The following is a 25,495-nucleotide window of genomic DNA, read 5'->3' as shown; positions in this document are numbered from 1 at the left end:
TGGTGAGAGGAGTTTAGAGAATGGAGCAAAGAGAATATAACTTGCATGACATAGTGGAAATGAAGAAAGCTCATCCATGTGGTGAAAATCGTTGGAAGATTATCCGTATGGGAATGGACATCCGTATTAAGTGCGAGGGGTGTAACCATTCGGTATTAATTCCTCGAAGAGATTTTGATCGTAAGGTGAAGAAAATACTTGTAAAACATGAAGAATAGATGAAATAAGAAACAGTGGCATTGTTGCTGCTGTTTTTTATTAGCAATTAATGGGCAGGAAGATTCCCGCTTCAAATTTGTAGGAAATCCGCAGAGGATAGAAGGGGAGAAATTGTCTGTAAAAGACTATTTGCTTCACTTGATAAATTTGGATGAAGCTTGTCATTTTATTCGTTACTATCTATAATGATGGAAGATTGAGTCATAGGAGTGAATGATATGGGATTAACGGCTGGTATCGTTGGATTACCGAACGTAGGTAAGTCAACATTATTTAATGCAATTACACAAGCAGGTGCAGAATCTGCGAACTACCCATTCTGTACAATAGATCCAAACGTTGGAATCGTAGAAGTTCCAGATCACCGTTTAAATAAATTAACTGAGCTTGTAGAACCGAAGAAAACTGTACCAACTGTCTTTGAATTTACAGATATCGCAGGTATTGTAAAAGGTGCGAGTAAAGGGGAAGGATTAGGAAATAAATTCTTATCTCATATTCGTCAAGTAGATGCAATTTGCCAAGTGGTTCGTTGCTTTGAAGATGAGAATATTACGCACGTAGCAGGAAAAGTAGATCCAATTGCAGATATTGAAACAATTAATTTAGAGCTTATTTTAGCGGATTTAGAATCTGTTGATAAGCGTCTGGAACGCGTTACAAAATTAGCGAAACAAAAAGATAAAGATGCTGTATTTGAACATGAAATTTTAGTTCGCTTAAAAGAAGCATTTGAAGAGGGAAATCCGGCTCGTACAGTTGAATTTACTGAAGAGCAAATGAAAGTAGTAAAAGGTCTTCACTTATTAACAGTAAAAGAAATGCTGTATGTAGCAAACGTTTCTGAAGACGATATAATCGACCCATCTGGAAATGAATATGTACAAATTGTAAAAGAGTTTGCTGCGAAGGAAAACTCACAAGTAATTGTTGTTTGTGCAAAAATTGAATCAGAAATTGCAGAATTAGATGAACAAGAGAAAAAGGTTTTCCTTGAAGAGCTAGGTATTGAAGAGTCTGGTCTCGATCAATTAATTCGTGCAGCTTATGATTTATTAGGACTGGCTACTTACTTTACAGCTGGTGTACAAGAAGTTCGTGCTTGGACATTCAAAAAGGGAATGAAAGCACCACAATGTGCTGGAATCATTCATACGGATTTTGAACGTGGATTTATTCGCGCAGAAACAGTATCTTATGATGATTTAGTAGGAAATGGCTCTATGACAGCTGCTAAAGAAGCTGGAAAAGTACGTTTAGAAGGAAAAGAATACATTATGAAAGACGGAGATGTTGTACACTTCCGCTTTAATGTATAATTTTTTATTTCCTAGGAAAAAATAAAGTATCTAACTTGGCAAATTCATTGAGTTTGCCAAGTTTTTTATGTTTTCGTGAGTTGATTCCTCTAACTTACTATGATATAATCTAAACTCGTGAGTAATTACTATAAATTAATTGCTCCTTGCCCAATATGGGCCGTTTAGACCAAAAGGAGGTGAAAGTGTAATGAAAAAGTACGAAATCATGTACATCATTCGTCCAAACATGGAAGAAGAAGCTCAAAAAGCTTTAGTTGAGCGCTTTGCAGGCGTTTTAACTGAAAATGGTGCAGAAATCATTAACACAAAAGATTGGGGTAAGCGTCGTTTAGCTTACGAAATCAACGACTTACGTGAAGGTTTCTACATGATCTTAAACGTAAATTCTAACTCAGAAGCAGTTAAAGAATTCGATCGTTTAGCTAAGATCAATGAAAACATCATTCGTCACATCGTTGTTAAAGAGGAAGAATAATAATTAAGATATATAGGGAGAGTGGTTCGATTGATGAATCGCGTTTTACTCGTTGGTCGTTTAACTAAAGACCCTGATTTACGTTACACGCCAAACGGTGTTGCAGTAGCTACTTTTTCATTAGCTGTTAATCGCACATATACTAATCAGCAAGGTGAGCGTGAAGCTGACTTTATTAACTGTGTTATATGGCGTAAGCAAGCAGAAAATGTAGCGAACTTCTTGAAAAAAGGTAGTTTAGCAGGCGTAGATGGTCGTCTTCAAACTCGTAATTATGAGGGACAAGATGGAAAACGTGTATATGTAACAGAAGTGGTTGCAGAGAACGTACAATTTTTAGAGCCACGCAGTAGCGCTGGTGAACAACGTGGTTCATTTAATCCGCAACCATCGGGAGCAGGATTCGGAAATCAAGGCTCCCAAAACCCATTTGGTCAATCTGGTAACAATGGCAATAATGCCGGGTTTACTAGAAATGACGATCCATTTGCAAATGTAGGTCAACCGATTGATATTTCAGACGATGACTTACCTTTCTAATGGTATAGACCGGATATTTTAACATGAAATGGAGGGAAATGGACATGGCAGGAGGACGCAAAGGTGGACGTGCGAAACGTCGTAAAGTATGTTTCTTTACATCTAACGGCATCACTCGCATCGACTATAAAGATGTTGATTTATTAAAACGCTTTGTTTCTGAGCGTGGTAAAATTTTACCACGTCGTGTAACAGGTACTAGCGCAAAATACCAACGCAAATTAACAGTTGCAATTAAACGTGCTCGTCAAATGGCACTTTTACCATATGTTGGTGAATAATAACGTATGAAATGCACAGTAGAGTATTACTCTACTGTGCATTTTGCTATTCTCTTCTTTTTGTTAACTATGATAGAAGTTTTACTTTATAGAAAGAGGGTGTGGAGAATGAAGCGCACACGACTCATTACAGAAGGAGCGGTATTACTTGCTTTATATGCTATTTTGCTTCTTGCTTCTCTGTATATGCCCGTTTTAGGGGCTATATTTATATTTGCATTGCCGTTACCATTTCTTATTTTTACGATAAGATATCAGTTAAGTAGTGCTTGTATGCTACTCGGGGCAGCGATTCTTGTAACGCTTATTGTGAGTTCGCCTCTTAGTATTGCGAATACACTTATGTTCGGAGTAACAGGTGTTATATTAGGACATATGTATAAAAAGAAAAAAAGTGTTATTGAAATTTTATTGGTTGGAACACTTGTATATCTTGTAAGTTTTGTATTGCTGTATATTGTTAGCGTGCAGTTCTTTAATGTAGATATTGTGAAACAGATGCAAGATATGTTCAAACAATCGATGGAACAAAGCGAGAAGTTTATGAAAATGGCGGGTGCATCTGTAAATGAAGGGCAGCTAGCTGAATTGAAAAAAGCGGTTAATACAATTGGGGTGCTTTTACCAACTGTACTTGCTATGGCTTCGCTATTCTCTTCTTGGATTACTATTCTAATTGCCAATCGTGTTTTAAAACGATTAAAGTACACGGCGGCATCTTGGCCTAAATTTCGTGATATACAAATACCAAAGAGTATTGTTTGGTTGTATGTCGTGATTATTTTGCTTGCTTCTTTTGCAAAAATAGAGGCAGGGTCATATGTAGAAATGGTGTTCTTAAATTTATCAACAATTTTTACCTTTTTGCTGTTGTTTCAAGGCTTTTCGCTCCTTGCTTTTTTTACAAATGCAAAAGGATATACTAAAGCTATTCCGATCTTAACTTTTGTTGTAGGGTTGTTTGTTCCAGTTTTGTTTCCTCTTATGACAATCTTAGGTATAATTGATTTAGGCTTTTCGTTACGATTGAAAATACAGATGAAATAAGTATGTGAAATATAAACCTTTTTGTAACGAAGCATAGAAATTGAAGCTTTTATCCTACGTTTAATGGAACGATTAGACTCTGTAAGCGAGGAATAAGTGTGTTGACCCGATTAAATATCGGTAGAGGATAAACTGCCGATTGGTTCAACTAATCATCAGTGGGTAGGCAGAAAAGTTCCCTGATGGAAGTTTCACTTTATAGGAGTTGTATATATGCCTGAATTTTATAAGAAACAGCGGTTTTTGTATCCTGTTTATGTATTGGCGTTTTTAACATTTTTACTCATTACGATTCTCGTTTATTTTCATTGGATGACCGGGATGATTTCCTTTGTTGTTTTTTGTATTGTCTTCTTTTTCGTTATTAAATTTGAACTCGCATTTCAAAGAAGCGTTGAAAAGTATACAAATGATACGATTACAAGGGTAAAAAAGGTAAGTAATGAGGCTTTCAATCAAATGCCGATTGGAATTTTACTATATAATAAGGATTATGGAATCGACTGGGCAAATCCATATCTATCTTCTTGTTTAGGACAACACGCGTTAGCTGGATGGCACTTGTATGATTTATCAGAAGCCTTACTTTTATTTACAAAAGGGGAAACAGCTAATGATATTGTGTCTTTAAACAATCGGAAATTTCGTGTGTTTGCGAGGAAAGAAGAGAAGTTAATTTATTTCTTTGATGTCACAGAGCAAACAGAAATTGAGAAAATGTATGAAGATCAAAGAACGGTACTTGCTGTTATCTATTTAGATAACTATGATGAAGTAACGCAAGGGTTAGATGATCAATTGCGTACAAATATTACAAGTCACGTTACATCTTTACTAAATGAATGGGCTGTGAAGCATGGTGCGTATTTGAAACGTGCTTCATCTGAACGATATTTTGTTGTGTTAAATGAAAGTATTTTAACACAAATGGAGAAAGGGAAATTTGATATTTTAGATCAAGTGCGTGAAGAAACGTCTAAACGAAATATTCCTCTTACTCTTAGTATTGGTGTTGGTTCTGGTGATTTGTCCCTGGTAGAACTTGGATCTATGGCGCAATCTGGTCTCGATTTAGCACTTGGCCGAGGTGGAGACCAAGTGGCTATTAAACAAGCAACAGGGAAAGTAAAGTTTTATGGTGGGAAGACGAATCCCGTAGAAAAACGTACTCGTGTACGTGCACGTGTAATTTCTCACGCTTTAAAAGATCTTGTGTTAGAAAGTAGCAATATCATTATTATGGGGCACCGAGCACCAGATATGGATGCAATTGGAGCTGCAATTGGGATTTTAAAAGTAACACAGTTGAATGAGCGAGAAGGATATATCGTGTTAGATGAAAATGATTCTGATAAAGGAATTAAGCGTTTAATGGATGAAGTTAAGCAGCATGAGGAGTTATGGTCTCGCTTTATTACGCCGCAGCAGGCTCTTGAATTTGCGAATGATGATTCACTTCTTGTTGTAGTAGATACGCATAAACCATCTATGGTTATGGAAAAAAGGTTGCTTGATAAGATTGAAAATGTTGTGGTGATTGATCATCATCGCCGCGGTGAGGATTTCATTGAAGATCCGTTGCTTGTCTATATGGAGCCATATGCATCATCTACAGCAGAACTTGTAACAGAGTTGTTGGAGTATCAGCCTAAGCGTTTGAAAATGAATATGTTAGAGGCAACGGCTTTACTGGCAGGTATTATCGTGGATACGAAGAGTTTTACATTCCGTACCGGAGCACGTACGTTTGATGCAGCTTCATATCTTCGTTCTCATGGCGCAGATACTATATTGGTACAAAAGTTATTAAAAGAAGATATGGCCCATTATTTACAAATTGCAAAAACAATTCGAAATGCGTACATTTATAAAAACGGGATTGCAATTGCAAAGGTAGATGGTGATGGGGTTTATGATCAAGTATTAATTGCCCAATCGGCTGATACATTACTGACAATGACTGGAGTGATTGCCTCTTTCGTAATTGCACAGCGCGGTGAAAAGGTAATTGGGATTAGTGGACGCTCTTTAGGAGAAGTAAATGTACAGCTTATTATGGAAAATTTAGGCGGGGGCGGCCATTTAACAAATGCCGCAACGCAAATACAAGACATATCAATTGATGAAGCAGAAGCAAACTTAAAATCTATTATAAATGAGTATTTAGAGGGAGGAACACAATCATGAAAGTAATCTTTTTAAAAGATGTAAAAGGTAAAGGGAAAAAAGGGGAAATGAAAAACGTACCAGACGGTTATGCGAATAACTTTTTATTAAAACAAGGACTTGCAATTGAAGCGACAAATGCAAATATGAAGACATTAGATGCGAAAAAGCGTAAAGAAGAAAAAGATGCAGAATTAGAGCTTGAAAAATGCAAGGAATTAAAAGCAACGCTAGAAAAATTAACAGTAGAATTAAAAGCAAAATCAGGTGAGGGCGGCCGTTTATTTGGTTCTATTACAAGTAAACAAATTGTAGATAGCTTACAAAAAGCTCATAATATTAAACTTGATAAACGTAAATTTGAAATGGACGATGCAATTCGTGCATTAGGATATACGAACGTTACTGTGAAATTACATCCACAAGTAACAGCAACAGTAAAGGTTCATGTTACTGAACAATAAAGAAAAGATTGAAAAGGAGGATTGCGCATGAGTGATATGTTTGCTGATCGTACCCCTCCGCATAATATTGAGGCTGAACAAGCTGTATTAGGAGCTATTTTTCTTGATCAAGAAGCGTTAACATCAGCTTCGGAAATGCTAATGCCAGAAGACTTCTATCGAACGGCGCATCAAAAAATTTATCAAATGATGCTTGATCTTTCTGATAAAGGAGAGCCCATTGATTTAGTTACCGCAACAGCAGCACTTGCTGATCAAAACTTGTTAGAAGAAATTGGCGGTGTTTCTTATTTAGCTGAACTAGCGGAAGCTGTACCGACAGCTGCTAATGTAGAATATTATGCGCGCATTATCGCAGAAAAATCGATTTTGCGTCGGCTTATTCGGACAGCAACACATATTGTGTCGGATGGTTATGAACGAGAAGATGATGTAGAGAGTCTATTAAATGAAGCTGAGAAAAAAATATTAGAGGTATCTCAGCGTACGAATACAAAAGGTTTCCAAAATATTAAAGATGTTCTTGTAGCAGCTTACGATAAAATTGAATTACTGCATAATCAAAAAGGTGAAGTTACAGGAATTCCAACGGGTTTCACCGAGTTAGATCGTATGACAGCAGGTTTCCAGCGCAATGATTTAATTATTGTAGCGGCGCGTCCATCTGTAGGGAAAACAGCATTTTCTTTAAATATTGCTCAAAACGTTGCGACGAAAACGGACGAAAATGTTGCGATTTTTAGTTTAGAGATGGGGGCTGACCAGCTCGTTATGCGTATGCTTTGTGCAGAAGGGAATATTGATGCACAGCGTCTTCGTACAGGGACTTTAACTTCAGAAGACTGGGCGAAACTGACGATGGCTATGGGCAGTCTCTCAAATGCAGGTATTTTTATTGATGATACGCCAGGTATTCGTGTTAGTGAAATTCGGGCAAAATGTAGACGTTTAAAACAAGAACATGGTCTTGGAATGATTTTAATCGATTATTTGCAGCTTATTCAAGGTAGCGGGAAATCTGGTGAAAACCGTCAGCAAGAAGTATCGGAGATTTCTCGTACACTAAAAGGATTGGCGCGTGAACTAGAAGTTCCGGTTATTGCCTTATCGCAGCTTTCTCGTGGTGTAGAATCTCGTCAAGATAAGCGTCCGATGATGTCGGATATTCGTGAGTCAGGAAGTATTGAGCAAGATGCTGATATAGTAGCATTCTTATATCGTGAAGATTACTATGACCGAGAAACAGAAAATAAAAATACAATTGAAATTATTATTGCTAAGCAGCGTAATGGTCCAGTAGGTTCGGTTGAACTGGCGTTTGTAAAGGAGTTTAACAAATTCGTAAACTTAGAACGACGTTTTGAGGATGGGCATGCATAGCAAGCATAGCGAGAGTATAAAAAAGAAGCACATTTCTTATAATAAAATGTGTTTCTTTTTTTGTTTGTGAAATAATGTTTTCATGCGTAAAATGAAATTCTTACGAACAAAAAAGATAAAAGAGAAAAAAATGTTCGTTTTTAAATTGACTTCTCTTTGCATTTTGGTACAATTATATTGTTTGAAAAGTTCGTTTGAAAATTTCGGAGGTGCTTGAATAATGTCTTCAGTAGTAGTTGTAGGAACACAGTGGGGCGATGAAGGAAAAGGTAAAATTACTGATTTCCTTTCTGAACATGCAGAAGTAGTTGCGCGCTATCAAGGCGGAAATAACGCAGGACATACAATTGTTTTTAACGGTGTTAAATATAAATTGCACTTAATTCCATCTGGTATTTTCTATAAAGAAAAAGTTTGTGTTATCGGAAACGGTATGGTAGTAGATCCAAAAGCTTTGCTTGAGGAATTAAAATATTTACATGATCGCGGTGTAAGCACTGATAATTTACGTATTAGTAACCGTGCACATGTTATCTTACCTTATCACTTAAAGCAAGACGAGTTAGAAGAAGAGCGTAAAGGTGATAATAAAATTGGTACAACGAAAAAAGGTATCGGTCCTGCATACATGGACAAAGCTGCTCGTACAGGTATTCGTATGGCAGACCTTTTAGATCGTGAAGCATTTAAAGAAAAGCTTGAGCGTACTCTAGCAGAAAAAAATCGTTTGTTTGAAAAAATGTATGATGCAGAAGGATTTAGTGCAGAAGAAATTTTCGAAGAATATTTCGAATATGGTCAACGAATTGCACAATACGTATGTGATACGTCTGTTGTATTAAATGATGCATTAGATGAAGGACGCCGCGTATTATTTGAAGGTGCACAAGGTGTTATGCTTGATATTGATCAAGGTACGTACCCGTTCGTTACATCTTCTAACCCAGTTGCTGGTGGTGTAACAATTGGTTCTGGTGTAGGACCTTCTAAAATTAAACGCGTAGTAGGTGTATGTAAAGCATATACAAGCCGTGTAGGTGACGGTCCATTCCCAACTGAGCTTCATGATGAAATTGGTAATCAAATTCGTGAAGTTGGTCGTGAATACGGTACAACAACAGGTCGTCCACGCCGTGTTGGTTGGTTTGATAGTGTTGTTGTAAGACATGCTCGTCGCGTTAGCGGTCTTACAGACTTGTCTTTAAACTCTATCGACGTATTAACAGGTATTCCAACTGTGAAAATTTGTATTGCATACAAATATAACGGTGAAGTTATTGACGAAGTTCCAGCAAACTTAAATATTTTAGCGAAATGTGAGCCAGTATACGAAGAGCTTCCAGGTTGGACAGAAGATATTACAGGCGTAAAAACACTAGCTGAACTTCCTGAAAATGCAAGACATTATGTAGAACGTGTGTCTCAATTAACAGGTATTCCGTTAGCTATGTTCTCTGTTGGTCCAGACCGTAGCCAAACAAATATTGTTCGTAACGTATACGGTATCTAATCTTGTTTTTTTCTTAAAAATACGATATATTAAAAAAGAACCCAATTTAAATGGGTTCTTTTTTTATGTTTTTATAAAAAAATATAAAAAAGTATTGTACAAATATATCATTTCATGATATTATAACTCTTGTCGTCACGAAAACATGACATTGGTGAACATGAGCCATTAGCTCAGTTGGTAGAGCATCTGACTTTTAATCAGAGGGTCGAAGGTTCGAGTCCTTCATGGCTCACCATTTTATTTTCGTGGCCCGTTGGTCAAGTGGTTAAGACACCGCCCTTTCACGGCGGTAACACGGGTTCGAATCCCGTACGGGTCACTTTTTTTTTGTTTTATTTTGGTCCCGTGGTGTAGTGGTTAACATGCCTGCCTGTCACGCAGGAGATCGCCGGTTCGACCCCGGTCGGGACCGCCACTTTTGTTTAATACCACAATTAGTGGTTTTATATATATGTTTTGGCTCGGTAGCTCAGTCGGTAGAGCAGAGGACTGAAAATCCTCGTGTCGGCGGTTCGATTCCGTCCCGAGCCACTTTCAGGATATTAAGAGGGCCCGCTTAATATCCTTTTTATATTGTACAATTTTACAAATGAGATTAGTTCTTTTAAAATAGAAGGAAGGGAAGCCTCTAGCAGTTGAAGCTAGAGGTTTTTCTGTAAAGAAGGCAATTAAATGTTCAGGAGGAAACTAAAATGATGGGAAAGAAAATTTTAGTCGTTGATGATGAAAAACCAATTGCAGATATTTTAAAGTTTAATTTAGAAAAAGAAGGTTTTGAAATTGTAATGGCTCATGATGGTGATGAAGCCATTGAAAAAGCAAATGAAGAACAACCAGATATGGTTTTATTAGATATTATGTTACCGGGAAAAGATGGTTTAGAAGTTTGTCGTGAAATACGAAAAAACTATGAAATGCCAATTATTATGCTAACAGCAAAAGACTCTGAAATTGATAAAGTCCTTGGATTAGAACTAGGGGCAGATGATTATGTAACAAAGCCGTTTAGTACACGTGAGTTATTAGCACGCGTAAAAGCGAATTTACGTCGTCATCAACAAGGTGGAGCAGCTGAAAAAGAAGAAAATGCAGAGATGGTTATTGGACCGATTGTAATCAATCCCAATGCATATAGTGTAACAAAGCGCGAAGAAAATATTGAGTTAACACATCGCGAATTTGAATTGCTTCATTATTTAGCGAAGCATTTAGGACAAGTTATGACGCGCGAACATTTATTACAAACTGTTTGGGGTTATGACTATTTTGGTGATGTGCGTACAGTAGATGTAACAGTTCGTCGTTTACGTGAGAAAATTGAAGATAATCCAAGTCATCCAACTTTAATTGTAACAAGACGTGGTGTGGGATATTACTTACGCGATCCAGAGCAGGAGTAATATATGAAGAAAGTTGGTTTTTTTCAGTCGATTCATTTAAAGTTCGTATTAATTTACATGCTATTAATTTTAATGGCAATGCAAATTATTGGTGTTTATTTTGTTCGGGAGTTAGAGAAAAATCTTGTGAAGAGTTTTAAAGAATCATTAACACAACGAACGAATTTACTTGCTTACAACTTAAAGCAAGAATTTGGAAAAGAAAGAGATAGACCAAAAGATCCTACCATTGAAGAGGCACTGAAAACGAGTCTGGAAGGTTTTGCTTCTGATCGAAAAGCTGATATTCAAGAGGTTCGGGTCATTGATGAGAATAGTCGTGTGTTAGCAACATCACTTCAATATAATCAAAGTATTGTCGGAAAAAAAACAACAGACTTATTGGTAAAACGAGCATTAGTGCAAGAAAAACCTGTTGATAAAATGGAACTAGACCGCAACACAGGAAATCGTGTGCAGGTTGTTGCTACTCCAATCAAGGTACCCATCCAAGCAAATAATGATAAACCTTGTGTAATCTATATTGTTGCTTCTATGGAAGATGTTTATAAACAAATGAAACTCATTAATCAAATCTTTGCAACGGGAACGGTTATCGCATTGTTAGTAACAGCTGTGCTAGGTATTTTATTAGCACAAACTATTACAAGACCAATTTCAGATATGAGAAAGCAAGCGATTGAAATGGCAAAGGGAAATTACGCTCGGAAAGTAAAAGTGCATGGTCATGATGAAATTGGCCAATTAGCATTGGCATTTAATAATTTATCGAAGAAGTTGCAGCAAGCTCGTTCTTCTACGGAGAGCGAGAGAAGAAAGCTTTCGTCTGTATTATCTCATATGACAGATGGAGTAATTGCAACGGATCGAAAAGGAGATATTATCTTATTAAATGATCCAGCTGAAAAAATGCTTAACGTTTCACGTGAAACAGCATTAGATCAGTCGATTTTAGAAATATTAGGCATTCAAGAAGAGTACACATTAGATAATTTATATGAAGAACCAGACTCTGTTATATTAGATTTTAGTACAAGAGATGAGCCGTATATTTTACGAGCTAGCTTTTCTATTATTCAAAAAGACAATGGAAAGGTAAATGGTTTCATTGCGGTATTATATGATGTGACGGAACAAGAGCGAATCGAGGGCGAGCGCCGAGAATTTGTGGCAAACGTTTCTCATGAACTTCGTACACCATTAACAACGATGCGAAGCTATTTGGAAGCATTAGGTGAAGGTGCGTGGCAAGATCCGAATATTGCACCGCAATTCTTACAAGTGACGCAAGAAGAAACGGAGCGAATGATTCGACTTGTTAATGCGCTGCTACAGCTTTCAAAATTAGATAGTACAGAATATCGTTTAATGAAAGAATGGGTAGATTTTACACAATTCTTTAGTAATATCATTGATCGTTTTGAAATGTCAAAAGAGCAGAATGTATCGTTTAAACGTTCATTTTCTAAGAGAACACGTTTTATTGAGATTGATGAGGATAAAATTACACAAGTTCTTTATAATATTATTTCAAACGCCTTAAAGTATTCTCCAGAAGGTGGAACAATAACATATCGTTTACGAGAAAGAGAAGATATGTTAGAAATAAGCATCAGCGACCAAGGAATGGGGATTCCGAAAGAGAACGTTGATAAGATTTTTGAGCGTTTCTATCGCGTTGACAAAGCGCGTTCACGTAAATTAGGTGGAACAGGATTAGGTCTAGCAATTGCCAAGGAAATGATTCAAGCTCATGGCGGTTCGATTTGGGCAAAAAGTGAAGAAGGAAAAGGGACAACCATTTATTTCACGCTTCCGATGGAAAAGGAAGAAGAGGATGACTGGGAATGAATATGGAGAACTTAAAATCAGTCTTGCTAATTAACTTAGTTGTTATTAGCGTATTTCTTACTTTTAATTTATGGACTTATGTACCTGATTCCAGCAAATTGCAAAATGCGAAATATCTTCAAGAAAATACGGAGGGAGAACAGAAGAATCTTGCGAATGTCATTTTACCTTCTGTTGTTCTTTTCCATAAAGAGAATACACATCTTGGAAGCGAAAATATAGACGCTATTGATCCATTATATAAATTACTTCAACGAGGAGAATTGTACGATTTTAAAGATATATCAAATGATATTCCGAAACAGCAATTTTTCTCCTTTGTTCGTGGGAAAAACAAGATTGAAATGCTTTTCCCTACACATATCCCATTGGATTCTATGAGGGGCGTTTTTGCCATCAAGGAAAAAATCCCAGATTCATATAGCTTTAATCGTATAATGATTGACTTATCAAAAAGTCGCGATGGTAATATTTCTGTCTACTTTATCTCATATGAAAATCGCAAGGTATATCATATGGTGTTAAAAGGAATAATGCTTCGAGAGCTTGAAACGGCACGTGACCAATTTGCAGCTAGTGCGAGGGATTACTCTCAATACACATTAAGTGATACGAGAGAAATATTTTTACCAGATACGAAAACGGATGTGCAGAGTATGGGGTATTTAGTAAATGAAATTACCGAGGATGTATTTATAAATGCATTATTTACAGATCCTCGTTATGTAAAAAAAATACCTGGTGAACGTGAAAACACATATACAGATGGAATTCGCCTCATGCAAGTATTAAAGAAAAATCAAATGTTACAGTACACAAATTCAGCTGTATCAGAACAAGCGAATATATCTGGAAATGCGCTTATTCAACGCAGTTTTGATTTTATTAACGGTCATAGTGGTTTAACAGATTCTTATCGTTTTGAATATATGAGCTCTAGAAAAAGACAAACAACGTATCGTTTATATGTTGATAGCTTACCTGTATTTAATGAAAATGGCATGGCAACATTAGATGAAGTATGGGGGGGAGAAGAATTAATTTCCTATAAGCGTCCATTATTTAAGCTATTATTAAAATATGTTGATGACCAAACAATCTCTCTTGCGGATGGTAAGACAGTTATACGCTCTCTAGAGAAGAATGAAAATGTGGATATGAAATTAATTGAAGATATTCGATTAGGATATAAGCTTACACCACAGTCAGGAACAGATGGAAAAAATATAGCTGCAATAAATTTAAAACCCGTTTGGTATGTTGTGTACGGTGAAGACAATAAGGTTAAAGAATGGTGCGAAGAGAAAGGAGGAGAGCTCATTGGATTGGAATAGGATTAAAACAATTTTTATTGTTACCTTTTTCATTTTAGATCTCTTCCTTATCTTTCAGTTTGTACAAAAAAAGGATAGTAATCAACTTGATTATATGACGGAAACGAATATTGAAGACCAAATGAAGGCGGATAAAATTACATTTGAGGATTTACCAAAAGAGTCGCCGAAAGATACGTATATTATGGCGAAAAATAGAGCTTTTTCCGATGAAGATATACATCCTTTAAAAAATCAAACGGTGTCCTTACAAGAGCCAAATACACTTGTAAGTAAGCTTAAGGAACCATTTTGGAATGCGAAAGCAACGACAGGTGATAACTATAGCGAATTTTTGCGTTCTTATGTAGTTGATGGACAAAAATACAATGCTATAGGAAAAGTAGAAGGATCAAGAGTTTATTTTTTTCAAAAATATAAAGATAAACCACTTTTTTATAATCAACATGGGATGATTGTTGCCGAACTAAATGAAAAGAAAGAAATTATATCGTATACACAAACAATGCTATATGACTTTAAAGAGATGGGAGATCGAAATAAAGATTTAGATATTATTTCTGCCCGCAATGCATTAGAAACGTTGTATACGAAAACTGGATTGAAACAAGGAATTCATATAAAAGGAGCAAAATTAGGATATGCAACAGTCGTAGCTCCTTCTTCCTCAAATGTACAAGTCCTTGTTCCAACCTGGAATCTGTATACAGACAAAGTGGACTACTTTGTAAACGCGATAGAAGGACAAATTATTCAATTAGGTAAGGACAACAAGGAAATTGAGCAATGGAGTGAGGGAAAATGAGTCTACATTTTAGTGTACTTGCAAGCGGCAGTACGGGAAATGCGCTGTATGTAGGGACAGAACGTGAAAAGTTATTAGTAGACGCGGGATTGAGTGGAAAAGCAATGGAATCTTTGTTCCAGCAAGCTGAATTAGATATAAATAGTATATCTGGTATTTTTGTCACACATGAACATAGTGATCATATTAAAGGGCTAGGTGTATTAGCTCGTAAGTATCATTTACCCATTTATGCAAATGAGAAAACATGGAATGCGATGGAGCACTTAATCGGTAATATTCCAACAGAGCAAAAATTTATTTTCTCTATTGGAGAAGTGAAAACATTCGGAGATATTGAAGTCGAATCGTTTGGCGTTTCACATGACGCTGCGGAGCCAATGTTTTATGCGTTTCATCACAACGGAAGAAAGTTAGCGCTTATTACAGATACAGGGTATGTTAGTGACCGAATGAAAGGGGTTATTAAGGGAGCTAATGCTTTTGTATTTGAAAGTAATCACGACGTTGAGATGCTCCGAATGGGACGTTATCCATGGAGTGTTAAACGAAGAATTTTAAGTGATGTAGGGCATGTTTGTAATGAAGATGCAGCGCTGGCAATGACTGATGTAATTACAGATGAAACAAAGCATATATATTTGGCTCATCTTAGTTTAGATAACAATATGAAAGAGCTTGCTCGTATGTCTGTTGCGCAAGTGCTTGAAGAGAGAGGACTTGCTGTAGGAGAAGCGTTCCAACTGCACGATACCGATCCGAAAACGCCAACTAAAATTCAATACGTATAATTCTTCATTTTGGTAAACAATAAAGGGGAATATAAATGCTTTCGGAAGGTTAGGTGAGCATAAATGTCCTTTATTGATGAAGAAGATGTTCAGAGGAAACGAAAGAGAAAGCAAAAGCATAAACATATTTTTATTTCTGGTGTAGCGGGAACTGTCATTGGTGCTACATTATTTGCTTTTGCTATGCCAACGTTTTCGAAATTAGGTTGGACTACAATTAGAGAAACAGAAGCAAGTGAAGAGAAACAGTATATAGCGCAGTCTACTCCTCAGGTTGTGAATACAGGGGATGGCTTTGTTAAGGCTGTTGACCGTGCTTCAGAAGCAGTAGTTGGTATTATTAATATCCAGCGTGATAATTTTTCAGAAGCAGATGCTGAGGCTGGAACAGGGTCTGGAGTGATTTATAAGAAAGAAAATGGGCACGCGTATATTGTAACAAATAATCATGTTGTAGCAGGAGCCAATCGTATTGAAGTAAGTTTGAGCGATGGAAAAAAGGTTCCGGGAAAAATTTTAGGAACTGATGTTGTAACAGATTTAGCTGTCGTACAAATTGATGAAAAATATGCGAAAAAGGTCATTGACCTTGGTGATTCTACGAAAGTAAAACGTGGTGAATCTGCACTTGCAATCGGAAATCCGCTTGGTTTACAATTTTCAGGTACTGTAACACAAGGGATTATTTCCGCAAATGAACGCATTGTACCAGTTGATCTAGATCAAGATGGACATTATGATTGGCAAGTAGAAGTATTGCAGACAGATGCTGCTATTAATCCTGGTAATAGTGGCGGAGCTTTAATAAATGAAGCAGGGCAACTTATTGGTATTAACTCCATGAAAATTGCTGCAAAAGAGGTAGAAGGAATTGGCCTTGCAATTCCTGTTGCAAGAGCTGTCCCAGTGATGAATGAGCTCGAAAAGTATGGGAAAGTAAGACGGCCATATGTTGGGGTTGAGCTTAGATCTTTAAATGAAATTCCTACTTATTATTGGGATAAAACATTGCATCTCCCAGCAAATGTAACGGAAGGTGTATGTATTTTAGATGTAAAAAGCCCATCGCCAGGTAGCGATGCTGGTTTACATGAATATGATGTCATTGTAGCAATTGATGGAAAAACAGTTCAGGATATTATTGCATTTCGAAAAGCTCTATACAATAAAAAAATTGGCGATAAGATGACGATTACATATTATCGTGGTGCAAAGCGAGAAACAACAACTATAAAATTAGGCAGTCAGCAGTATTAAAACAGGAGGCGGCCCCTCCTGTTTTCTGTTGTGGATAAGTGAGGTGAAATTATGAAGTTACCTTGTTGTTTAGAACATGTAGAGTTAGCGCTAGATATTATTGTGGATGAATGTGAAGTAGCTCCAGTTATCCACAATGTGGATAACGAAAGTGATGAGAAAAAAACATGTGAATTTTGTCAAAATAAGGCGATATATGTTGTGTCGAACACAGATTCCCACACAATATGTGGATGATGTATGTGGATATGTGGATAACTTCTGTGGATAATGTGTTTGTAAGGTGGGGAGTACATGTGAATATCTTAATTATCTCAATCGGAAAATTAAAAGAAAAATATTTAAAACAAGGCATTGAAGAATACTTAAAACGATTATCTTCATACGCGAAAGTGGAAGTTGTTGAATTACCAGATGAAAAAGCACCAGAAAATTTAAGTGAAGCAGAAATGCAAATGGTAAAAGAAAAAGAAGGAATTCGCATTTTAGATAGAATTTCTGATGATACGCATGTGATTGTATTAGCAATTGAAGGGAAACAAAAATCATCAGAAGAATTTGCTGCAAACTTAGACCGTCTCGCTACATATGGGAAGAGCAAAGTGGCATTTGTTATTGGAGGATCGCTTGGACTAAGTAAGGAAGTGATGAAACGCTCCAACGAGTCATTGTCGTTCTCGAAAATGACGTTGCCTCACCAGTTGATGCGTTTGGTACTGTTAGAGCAGGTGTATAGAGCATTTCGAATTAATCGGAATGAACCTTACCATAAGTAAAAGAAGGCCGAAGATTAATAAATTAACCAAAATTATGACTAACTCTTACAATTGAGAGTTGGTCTTTTTTGTTCCATGTAAATGTTAAATAATGTCGCATATCATCTCCCTTTATAATTAGGCGATGTTCCTCTATTTTTATACATATGGGATGGGGATTATGGAATATTACACATAATCCCTATATTAAATCAGGAGTCATATTATTCAAGTAATCGGTTATTATCTCCAACAGCGGTATGACTACCAATGGATGCAGCCTACCACATATCATCTGCCAAGTATAAGGGTGTGCATGGTTTATTCATTTTTACCCACTTTTTTTGCATCTCCATCTATTCCCCACGCCTTTCGTAGCTCTGTTGGTATGAGAAACGGGGTATATTCATAATCGGTCATAGCAAGTGACTGACGTCTGAGCAATGCCAGACCGAGATGATTAGCCATACTTCCAAAAACACCTGAATAATCAGAATCAAGAAAACCCATTAGTTCTTTAAGTTTCATTAACTTTTGCCAATTGGAGCGGGGAACTTCCATCCAATCAGCAATTTCGTCCCCTACGATTTCTCGAATTAGAGCAGGAATAATATTATCAAACATCTGACCCGGAATTAGATCTGCATGATATTCAAGAAGAGCCTGAGTCATCTCAATTCCTTCGGGAGACGGACCATGATGCCTTCTTCCAATAATTTCTGTTAACATTATTGATTGTTCCATGGTCTCTGGGATAATGTCCTCCCGAACTCCTAACATGGATCCTACGATTTTCCAAAAATACAGGTAATCTTCGGCCTGTTTTTCTGTTATATTCATACCTAAACGACGAAGGCCATCAATGATAACACTAGAGAAAGTTAATAGAGTACCGAGCAGATCCTCCTGACAAATGGGGATACCATTTTCTTTTTCGTCCCATCTATCGGTTTGTTGGACCAAGTGACGAATAGCCGAATGCATTAAACGGATTTTTTGGATCGCTTTGATTCCTTGTCCTTCGGATTCAAGACCATCTGGTGCCATGACATGAAGGACGAATTGTCCTGTTTCAGCGATCCTGCGATAGGCATTTTGACCTAAGCGATAACTGAATGTAAGGACCTTAACACCTTTGCGTGCTGCATAACAATATACAAGTGAGCCTGTTGCTAATAGTAAAGTGATAGCAATACCATGTTCTCGAAATAAGTCAGTTGCGTTTCTCATTCGGGCCCAGTCAACTCCTTCTGGACAATAAGCTGTATCTCTCAGCCAACTTTCGATGTTATCAGGAAGTTCCCCTGGATAAGACTGGTCATTGTTAATTAATTGTTTCAACAAAGAATTTACTGCATCAACTTGACTATTTTTGAACAATTCTTTAATAATTTCATCCGGAATAGGGTCACCTTCCATCCGTAAACTCTCCATAAACTCGTCGGTATATAACATCTATTTCCTCCCTTAACTGTTTATTGTTTATACCTCAGTCAATTCGAAGAAGGACAAGAATATATTCAACGTTATATATATTCTATGTATATAAGTAATATGAAAATCTATGAATAGTTAATGATATTGAAGGCAGTATGGATAAATAAATGATACGTTGAGATTAGAAGTACATAGGGATTGGGCCGAATCAAGAAGATGTTTAATTTTTAACTATATAAATCCGTTTTAATGTTTCGGCATATAAATTGTTGTTATGTAGAATACATCATGACCGCTCCTGGCGCTCCCTTTGTTTTACAACATTGCATGTGGCAGGAAAAGGCACTGACCGCTCCTATGCACAGCCAGACACTCTCGTCCTCCCATAAAAAAGAAGAGGGTTTTATGTTGTTTTTTTAATTTATATATATAAGTAAGCTAAATTTGTGGTATTGTTAAGGAATTTTAATCGAAAGGTCAATGGGTATTATTACATTTTATAGTTAAATATGTTAAGATAATTTGTGCGTACAGAATCTTGTAAATTTTAAGATATATTAAATGGGTTTTTTAAAATTAAGGAGTGGAAAAATGGCGCACAATATACCTCTATTGACGATTGTTGTTCCCTGCTACAATGAAGAAGCTACATTAGAGGAAACAACAAAAGAACTAACAAGAGTTATGGACGATTTAGTTGTAAATAACAAAATAAGTAATGAAAGTATCATTTTTTATGTAGATGATGGAAGCTCTGATAATACATGGGGCATAATTGAAGAAAAAACCGAAACAAATCCTTATGTTCAAGGATTAAAATTAAGTAGAAATTTTGGCCATCAAGGAGCATTAATCGCTGGTTTAGAATCAGCAAGAGATTTTTCAGATTGTGTGGTTTCAATAGATGCAGACCTTCAAGATGATGTTAACGTTATCTATCAATTTATCGATAAGTATCAAGAAGGTTATGAGATTGTATATGGAGTTCGAGATAAGAGAGACACGGACACAAAATTTAAACGAAACACCGCTTTATGGTTTTACAGTCTTATGGGGAAAATGGGTGTTAAGTTAGTACCCAATCATGCAGATTATCGTTTAATGAGTAAAAGAGCGTTAGACGAATTTATAAAATATCAAGAAGAAAACTTATTTATTCGAGGAATTGTTCCTCTATTAGGCTTTAAATCTACTAATGTTTATTATGACCGTAAAGAAAGATTTGCTGGTGAATCAAAGTATCCATTAAAGAAAATGATTGCTTTTGCTTTTGATGGACTTACTTCATTTAGCGTTGCACCAATAAGATTCGTTTCATATTTAGGATTTTTGATGGTGCTTATCGGAATCGGAATTGCTCTTTATGCATTATTTGCAAAAGTTTTTTCATATACGACTAGTGGCTGGACTTCATTGATGCTATCCATTTGGATTGTTGGAGGAGTACAGTTGTTGGCAATTGGAATTATTGGTGAGTATATAGGAAAAATCTTTAAAGAAACAAAAGGGCGTCCGAGATATACAATTGAAAAGAATAGCGTTCTTGAGAAACAAAAAGAATACGTATCAGACTTGATTAAAAAGTAAATAGAAACTAAGAAGGCCCATCCTCATAAAAATATTCTTAGGCTGGACAAACCTTATAAATATTTACTATTAATTATTTTAGGCTGTGTTTAATTAAAATCATCCCCATCTTACTGCTGGGTTATTGCCTAGCACGTATCTGAAGATGGGGATAAATTTTTAGTATAGGTATGAAGTTTTAACGGGGGATAAGCTTGTTATAAAATGGCCCCGGCATTAATTAAATGAATGAGAGGAAGACTTAAAAGAAATGAAAAAGTCAGTTAGGTTTAATGATCTCAGGATAAATGAATCATCATTTGAAAAACTAAATATCTTTTTATTTTTTTATTCCTTTTTTATTATGTTGTTTTTTACACAGACATCCCCATTCTTTACGTTAAGTGAGTGGGTAGATTCTAATGCCTTTTTTACAGTTGGAAAAGCTATGGCGAATGGATTAGTTCCTTATCAAGATATTTTTGAACAGAAGGGTCCTTTGCTATATGGTTTGCATGCATTAGCTTATTCGTTTTCTCATTCCACTTTCGTTGGAGTTTACATACTGGAAAGTCTTGCAATGTTTGTTAACGTTGTTTTAGCATTCAAGATTTCCCGCCTATATTTGAATTGGATGCCTTCTGCGTTCATATCTATTTTTTTCCCAGTATTAGTATTAAATCAAAATGCATTTCGTTTTGGGGATAGTGCTGAAGAATTTTCGATTCCTTTTATAATGATTCTTCTTTATATGATATTTAAATATTTTAAGTATGGCTCTGACTCACTTTTTAACCGGAGAATTTATCTTTTAAATGGGATTATGATTGCCTGTGTGTTTTGGATTAAATTTACCCTTGTTGGAGCTTGGATCGGATTCTACCTTGCAATTTTAATTATTTGTATAGGTGAAAAAAGATGGAAGGACTTAATGAACGCAATTGTTTTCACGTTTGCGGGACTAGCTCTTGCAAGTGTTCCATGGTTTATCTATTTTGGTATGAATCATGCAATTCAAGATTTGATAGATGTGTATTTGAAATTTAATCTTGGTACTTATTCATCACAAGTAGGTAAAGCTGAGAAACTTATGAATTTCGCATTTACTTTTGGCGATGCATTTAATGGTAATTTTGAAAGTAAAGTGTTGATTATTGTCGGTTTAATTGATTTTATGTTTACATGGAAGTACTTTAAAGATAGAAGTCAAAAATGGATGCTTTTAAGTACTATCATTTTCTTAATTGTAGGAGTATATATTGGAGGAAGAGGCTATCCATACTATTTCCTTATTATAACGCCTTTAGGGCTATTTGGATTGATAGCAATCGCTCATTTTATTCAAAATGCTAACATAAAGTCGCAGATTACTCTTGGTAAAAGTAAATGGTTTGCTCTATCAATGATGGCGATGGCAACGATTTTCTTCTGCTTCGGTTATAATTCCAATATGAAGGCTTCAAAGTTCTATCAGAAGGGGCCTCTTGCACAGGAAACATTTGCTGAAATCATGAATCAAGAACCGAATCCAACGTTATTAAATTATGGTTCTTTAGACGGTGGATTTTATTTAGCTGCAGATATTGTACCGAATATCCGCTATTTTGAAAGACAAAACATTAACTATGAAGAATATCCTGAAAATATGGATGAGCAACATCGTTATATAAAAGAGAAAAAGATTAAATTTGTTGTATTAAGAGTTGATCCAAAGACGATTCCAAGTGAGGTTGACGTTCCTTACCTTCACAAAAATTATCGTTTAGTTGCTGAGCAACAGCAACTTGTAGAAGGATCGGATACTAAGTTTTTACTCTATAAGCAGAAAGATTAGAAATTTGAGAAGGGTGTGATTGGTAATTTCTATTTACTCCTTTTTACAAATTTTTGTTAAAATCTTGGCTGGAATAAGCCATATCCAAATCAAGTGCTGAAACCAATTTTCTTTCATAAATAATACAAAGAAGAAGCTCCTCATTTGAGGGAGCTTCTTTTTTGTACCATTGTTAAATTATTCCTATATCATAATGTTATTTCCATAAAATAAATATATCCTGCAGATATAGACATAATGATGTAATATATTGAATGAAATAAAGTGAATACACGAAGGATGGACGTAAAATGGGAAATTTATTATTAATGATGATTGAACGCGTTGGTTTAATTGTTATTTTAGGATTTTTACTTTCACATATTAAAGTGTTCCGTTGGCTGCTGCATAAGCAAGATGGCTATAAAGGTAGCTTTATGTTAATTGGCATATTTTCATTATTTACAATTGTAAGCAACTACACAGGTATTGAGATTTCTGGCAATACGATTATGAATGAAAATTGGCTTCAGGGCGTCTCTTCTTCTAGTACGATTGCGAATACGCGTATTATGGGAATTGGGATTAGCGGGTTACTTGGAGGTCCAATTGTTGGAATAGGAGTAGGGTCTATAGCCGGTATTCATCGCTATGTACTAGGAGGAACGACTGCACTTAGCTGTGCAATTTCTTCTATTTTGGCTGGGATTGTGACAGGTTATATTGGTTATTTATATCAAAAACGAAATCGCGTTGTAACTCCTAAGTTTTCTGCAATGCTTAGTATCTGCATGGTATCGCTGGAAATGCTTATGATTCTTTTCATAATCAATGACGGCTGGAGTATTGTGAAAACAATTGCAATCCCAATGATTATCGTAAATGGTTTCGGAAGTTTTATTTTAATGTCAATGATTCAGTCTATTTTACGGCAAGAAGAACATGCGAAGGCATTACAAACGCATAAAGTATTGCGCATTGCTGATAAAACACTTCCGTATTTTCGCCAAGGATTAACGGAAGAATCATGTACGCATGTAGCACAAATTATCCACCACTTTACAGGAACAGATGCAGTATCTCTAACAGATACGGAAAAAATATTAGCACATGTTGGATTAGGATCTGATCATCATATTCCTTCCCATAGCTTAATTACCGAATTGTCAAAAGATGTGCTAAAGACCGGGGAAATTATGAAAGCAAAGTCACGCGAAGAAATTAATTGTCAGCATGGAGGGTGTTTATTACAAGCGGCAATTGTGATTCCGCTCACGTCTCACGGAAAGACTATCGGTACGTTAAAGCTTTATTTTAAAAATCCCAATTCATTAAGTCCCGTAGAGGAGGAGCTGGCAGAAGGATTAGCGAAAATCTTTTCAACGCAGCTTGAACTTGGGGAAGCAGAATTGCAAAGTAAATTGTTGCAAGATGCGGAAATAAAGGCATTGCAAGCACAAATTAACCCTCATTTTCTTTTTAATGCGATTAATACAGTCTCTGCTTTATGTCGTACAGATGTAGAAAAAGCAAGGAAATTATTGTTACAGCTAAGCGTGTATTTTCGCTGCAATTTACAAGGTGCAAGACAGCTTCTCATTCCGTTAGAACAAGAATTAAATCATGTGCATGCGTATATGTCGTTAGAACAAGCGAGATTTCCAAATAAATATGAAGTGAAAATGTATATTGAAGACGAACTGTATAATATTTTGATTCCACCGTTTGTGCTGCAATTATTAATAGAAAATGCTCTTCGCCATGCATTTCCCAAAAAACAGCCTTTATGTCAAGTTGAAATTCATGTTTATGCTAAGCAGGGCAGCGTACATTTCAAAATAAAAGATAACGGACAAGGGATTGAACCAGAGCGATTAGAGCAGTTAGGAAAAGCGGTTGTATCGTCAAAGAAAGGAACGGGAACAGCATTATTCAATATTAATGAACGGTTAATGGGGTTGTTTGGAAAAGATACAACGCTTCATATTGTAAGTGAACTGGAAGCAGGGTCGGAGATTTCCTTTACGATTCCAATTCAAAGAAAAGAGGGAAGCGATATTGAGAATATTAGTAGTTGATGACGAAATGTTAGCACGGGACGAATTAAAATATTTATTATATCGAACGAAAGAGGTCGATATTATTGATGAGGCAGACAGTGTAGAAGAAGCATTAGAGAAATTAATGGAAAGTAAACCAGATCTCGTTTTTTTAGATATTCAGCTGTCGGATGATAATGGATTTGAGATTGCAAATATACTTAAGAAGATGAAGCAGCCACCAGCTATTGTATTTGCAACGGCCTATGATCAATATGCCATTCAGGCATTTGAAGTAGATGCTTTAGATTATATTTTAAAGCCGTTTGATGAAGAGCGCATCGTTCAAACGATTAAGAAGTTTAAAAAACGAAAACAACATGAAATGGAGGAGAAACAAGAAGTACATGCACCTGATGTATCCAGTAGAATGAAAAAATTAGCGCTGTCGATTGATGAATCGATTGTATTAGTGAATATAGAAGATATCGTATATGCTGGATTGTTAGACGGAAAAGTAATTGTGAAAACGATTTGTGATACGTATGCGACGCATGATACGCTTGTCATATTAGAAAAGAGATTGCCACAAATGAATTTTCTGCGTGTACATCGCAGTTTTATCGTAAATATAAATCATATTTCTGAAATCCAGCCGTGGTTTAACTCTACGTATAATTTAATTATGAAAGACGATTCAAAAGTTCCTGTAAGCCGGACATATGCAAAAGAATTAAAGAAGCAGCTTCATATTTAAGAAGCTGCTTTTGGCATTTCATCCTTCTTTTTTTATAACTGATTTCATATATTTGACGCTCTGTGTTGTAAGTGCTTATGGGGGCATTATTCTTAAAAATGTTTAAAGTGAAGAATCTGATTGCAAAAGGATTAGCGTTAGGAACTGCTGGACATGCCCTTGGCGTTGCGTTTGGTATTGAGGTGGGAGTATTACTGCCCGTGAATAGCGGGATAAATATGGATCTTTTATAGAACAAGCTATTTGTAGAGACAGATTTCTATAAATAGCTTGTTCTTTTATG

23 protein-coding genes, 4 tRNA genes and 1 pseudogene are annotated in these 25,495 nt (G+C 36.1%); 27 read left to right on the top strand and 1 reads right to left on the bottom strand.

Features of this window, described 5'->3' with window-relative positions; genetic code table 11:
• The first annotated feature begins 20 nt into the window (after positions 1-20).
• From BM211_RS17310 to rlmH, 22 genes are all read left to right on the top strand, one after another.
• A complete protein-coding gene (locus BM211_RS17310; RefSeq protein ID WP_035433803.1) occupies positions 21-218 on the top strand; it encodes a DUF951 domain-containing protein in 198 nt (65 codons plus the stop codon).
• 219 nt (positions 219-437) lie between these two features.
• On the top strand, positions 438-1,538 hold the full coding sequence (gene ychF, locus BM211_RS17305) for a redox-regulated ATPase YchF (protein ID WP_035433801.1): 1,101 nt from the start codon (positions 438-440) through the stop codon (positions 1,536-1,538).
• 190 nt (positions 1,539-1,728) lie between these two features.
• A complete protein-coding gene (rpsF, locus tag BM211_RS17300; protein WP_090998728.1) occupies positions 1,729-2,016 on the top strand; it encodes a 30S ribosomal protein S6 in 288 nt (95 codons plus the stop codon).
• A gap of 30 nt (positions 2,017-2,046) precedes the next feature.
• The gene (gene ssb / locus BM211_RS17295) at positions 2,047-2,556 is read left to right on the top strand and encodes a single-stranded DNA-binding protein (RefSeq protein ID WP_035433797.1); all 510 of its coding nucleotides are present in this window, start codon (positions 2,047-2,049) and stop codon (positions 2,554-2,556) included.
• A gap of 44 nt (positions 2,557-2,600) precedes the next feature.
• Positions 2,601-2,837 carry a 30S ribosomal protein S18 gene (rpsR, locus tag BM211_RS17290; RefSeq protein ID WP_020059677.1) on the top strand — a complete coding sequence of 79 codons (237 nt, stop codon included), beginning with the start codon at positions 2,601-2,603 and terminating at the stop codon, positions 2,835-2,837.
• Between the two features lie 108 nt (positions 2,838-2,945).
• Entirely contained in the window at positions 2,946-3,884 is a 939-nt protein-coding gene (locus BM211_RS17285; RefSeq protein WP_090998726.1) for a YybS family protein, read from the top strand.
• Positions 3,885-4,097: 213 nt separating this feature from the next.
• The gene (locus tag BM211_RS17280) at positions 4,098-6,071 is read left to right on the top strand and encodes a DHH family phosphoesterase (RefSeq protein ID WP_035433792.1); all 1,974 of its coding nucleotides are present in this window, start codon (positions 4,098-4,100) and stop codon (positions 6,069-6,071) included.
• On the top strand, positions 6,068-6,514 hold the full coding sequence (rplI, locus tag BM211_RS17275) for a 50S ribosomal protein L9 (RefSeq protein ID WP_090998724.1): 447 nt from the start codon (positions 6,068-6,070) through the stop codon (positions 6,512-6,514). Before BM211_RS17280 ends, rplI begins: the two co-directional genes overlap by 4 nt.
• Before the next feature lie 27 nt (positions 6,515-6,541).
• A complete protein-coding gene (dnaB, locus tag BM211_RS17270; RefSeq protein WP_035433788.1) occupies positions 6,542-7,894 on the top strand; it encodes a replicative DNA helicase in 1,353 nt (450 codons plus the stop codon).
• Positions 7,895-8,114: 220 nt separating this feature from the next.
• The gene (locus BM211_RS17265) at positions 8,115-9,404 is read left to right on the top strand and encodes an adenylosuccinate synthase (RefSeq protein ID WP_090998722.1); all 1,290 of its coding nucleotides are present in this window, start codon (positions 8,115-8,117) and stop codon (positions 9,402-9,404) included.
• Between the two features lie 162 nt (positions 9,405-9,566).
• Positions 9,567-9,642 (top strand) — tRNA-Lys (locus BM211_RS17260).
• Positions 9,643-9,654: 12 nt separating this feature from the next.
• Positions 9,655-9,726: transfer RNA gene (locus BM211_RS17255), tRNA-Glu, on the top strand.
• 20 nt (positions 9,727-9,746) lie between these two features.
• Positions 9,747-9,822: transfer RNA gene (locus BM211_RS17250), tRNA-Asp, on the top strand.
• A 43-nt stretch (positions 9,823-9,865) separates the two neighbouring features.
• Positions 9,866-9,938 (top strand) — tRNA-Phe (locus BM211_RS17245).
• Positions 9,939-10,099: 161 nt separating this feature from the next.
• Entirely contained in the window at positions 10,100-10,807 is a 708-nt protein-coding gene (gene walR, locus BM211_RS17240) for a cell wall metabolism DNA-binding response regulator WalR (protein ID WP_081904889.1), read from the top strand.
• A 3-nt stretch (positions 10,808-10,810) separates the two neighbouring features.
• Positions 10,811-12,658, top strand: a complete 1,848-nt coding sequence (gene walK, locus BM211_RS17235; RefSeq protein ID WP_035433785.1) for a cell wall metabolism sensor histidine kinase WalK — start codon at positions 10,811-10,813, stop codon at positions 12,656-12,658.
• Positions 12,655-13,992: a YycH family regulatory protein gene (locus BM211_RS17230; RefSeq protein ID WP_035433783.1), complete on the top strand. Its 1,338-nt coding sequence runs from the start codon at positions 12,655-12,657 to the stop codon at positions 13,990-13,992. The genes walK and BM211_RS17230 overlap by 4 nt, the downstream gene beginning before the upstream one ends.
• Entirely contained in the window at positions 13,979-14,797 is an 819-nt protein-coding gene (locus BM211_RS17225) for a two-component system regulatory protein YycI (protein ID WP_035433781.1), read from the top strand. Before BM211_RS17230 ends, BM211_RS17225 begins: the two co-directional genes overlap by 14 nt.
• Positions 14,794-15,588: an MBL fold metallo-hydrolase gene (locus BM211_RS17220; protein WP_035433779.1), complete on the top strand. Its 795-nt coding sequence runs from the start codon at positions 14,794-14,796 to the stop codon at positions 15,586-15,588. The genes BM211_RS17225 and BM211_RS17220 overlap by 4 nt, the downstream gene beginning before the upstream one ends.
• 63 nt (positions 15,589-15,651) lie before the next feature.
• A complete protein-coding gene (locus BM211_RS17215; RefSeq protein ID WP_035433778.1) occupies positions 15,652-16,845 on the top strand; it encodes a S1C family serine protease in 1,194 nt (397 codons plus the stop codon).
• Positions 16,846-16,896: 51 nt separating this feature from the next.
• The gene (locus BM211_RS17210; RefSeq protein WP_035433775.1) at positions 16,897-17,082 is read left to right on the top strand and encodes a CxxH/CxxC protein; all 186 of its coding nucleotides are present in this window, start codon (positions 16,897-16,899) and stop codon (positions 17,080-17,082) included.
• Positions 17,083-17,141: 59 nt separating this feature from the next.
• A complete protein-coding gene (rlmH, locus tag BM211_RS17205) occupies positions 17,142-17,621 on the top strand; it encodes a 23S rRNA (pseudouridine(1915)-N(3))-methyltransferase RlmH (protein ID WP_035433773.1) in 480 nt (159 codons plus the stop codon).
• Positions 17,622-17,921: 300 nt separating this feature from the next.
• Here the strand turns inward: rlmH and BM211_RS17200 are convergent, their stop codons facing one another.
• Positions 17,922-19,055 carry an oxygenase MpaB family protein gene (locus tag BM211_RS17200; protein WP_090998720.1) on the bottom strand — a complete coding sequence of 378 codons (1,134 nt, stop codon included), beginning with the start codon at positions 19,053-19,055 and terminating at the stop codon, positions 17,922-17,924.
• Positions 19,056-19,628: 573 nt separating this feature from the next.
• Here BM211_RS17200 and BM211_RS17195 point away from each other — a divergent pair.
• From BM211_RS17195 to BM211_RS17175, 5 genes and pseudogenes are all read left to right on the top strand, one after another.
• Positions 19,629-20,624: a glycosyltransferase family 2 protein gene (locus BM211_RS17195; RefSeq protein ID WP_177206958.1), complete on the top strand. Its 996-nt coding sequence runs from the start codon at positions 19,629-19,631 to the stop codon at positions 20,622-20,624.
• Between the two features lie 343 nt (positions 20,625-20,967).
• Positions 20,968-22,437, top strand: coding sequence for a hypothetical protein (locus BM211_RS17190; protein WP_256217133.1), 1,470 nt, complete (start codon positions 20,968-20,970; stop codon positions 22,435-22,437).
• Positions 22,438-22,727: 290 nt separating this feature from the next.
• Positions 22,728-24,494, top strand: a complete 1,767-nt coding sequence (locus tag BM211_RS17185; RefSeq protein ID WP_090998719.1) for a sensor histidine kinase — start codon at positions 22,728-22,730, stop codon at positions 24,492-24,494.
• Positions 24,472-25,212, top strand: a complete 741-nt coding sequence (locus tag BM211_RS17180; protein WP_035434559.1) for a LytR/AlgR family response regulator transcription factor — start codon at positions 24,472-24,474, stop codon at positions 25,210-25,212. Before BM211_RS17185 ends, BM211_RS17180 begins: the two co-directional genes overlap by 23 nt.
• Before the next feature lie 77 nt (positions 25,213-25,289).
• A pseudogene (locus BM211_RS17175) lies at positions 25,290-25,445 on the top strand (LrgB family protein); the annotation flags it as partial.
• Positions 25,446-25,495 lie beyond the last annotated feature (50 nt).

This window comes from Bacillus sp. 491mf, from assembly GCF_900112415.1.
In the GTDB taxonomy this organism is placed as follows: Bacteria; Bacillota; Bacilli; order Bacillales; family Bacillaceae_G; genus Bacillus_A.
This window is presented reverse-complemented; position numbering and strand designations above follow the sequence as displayed.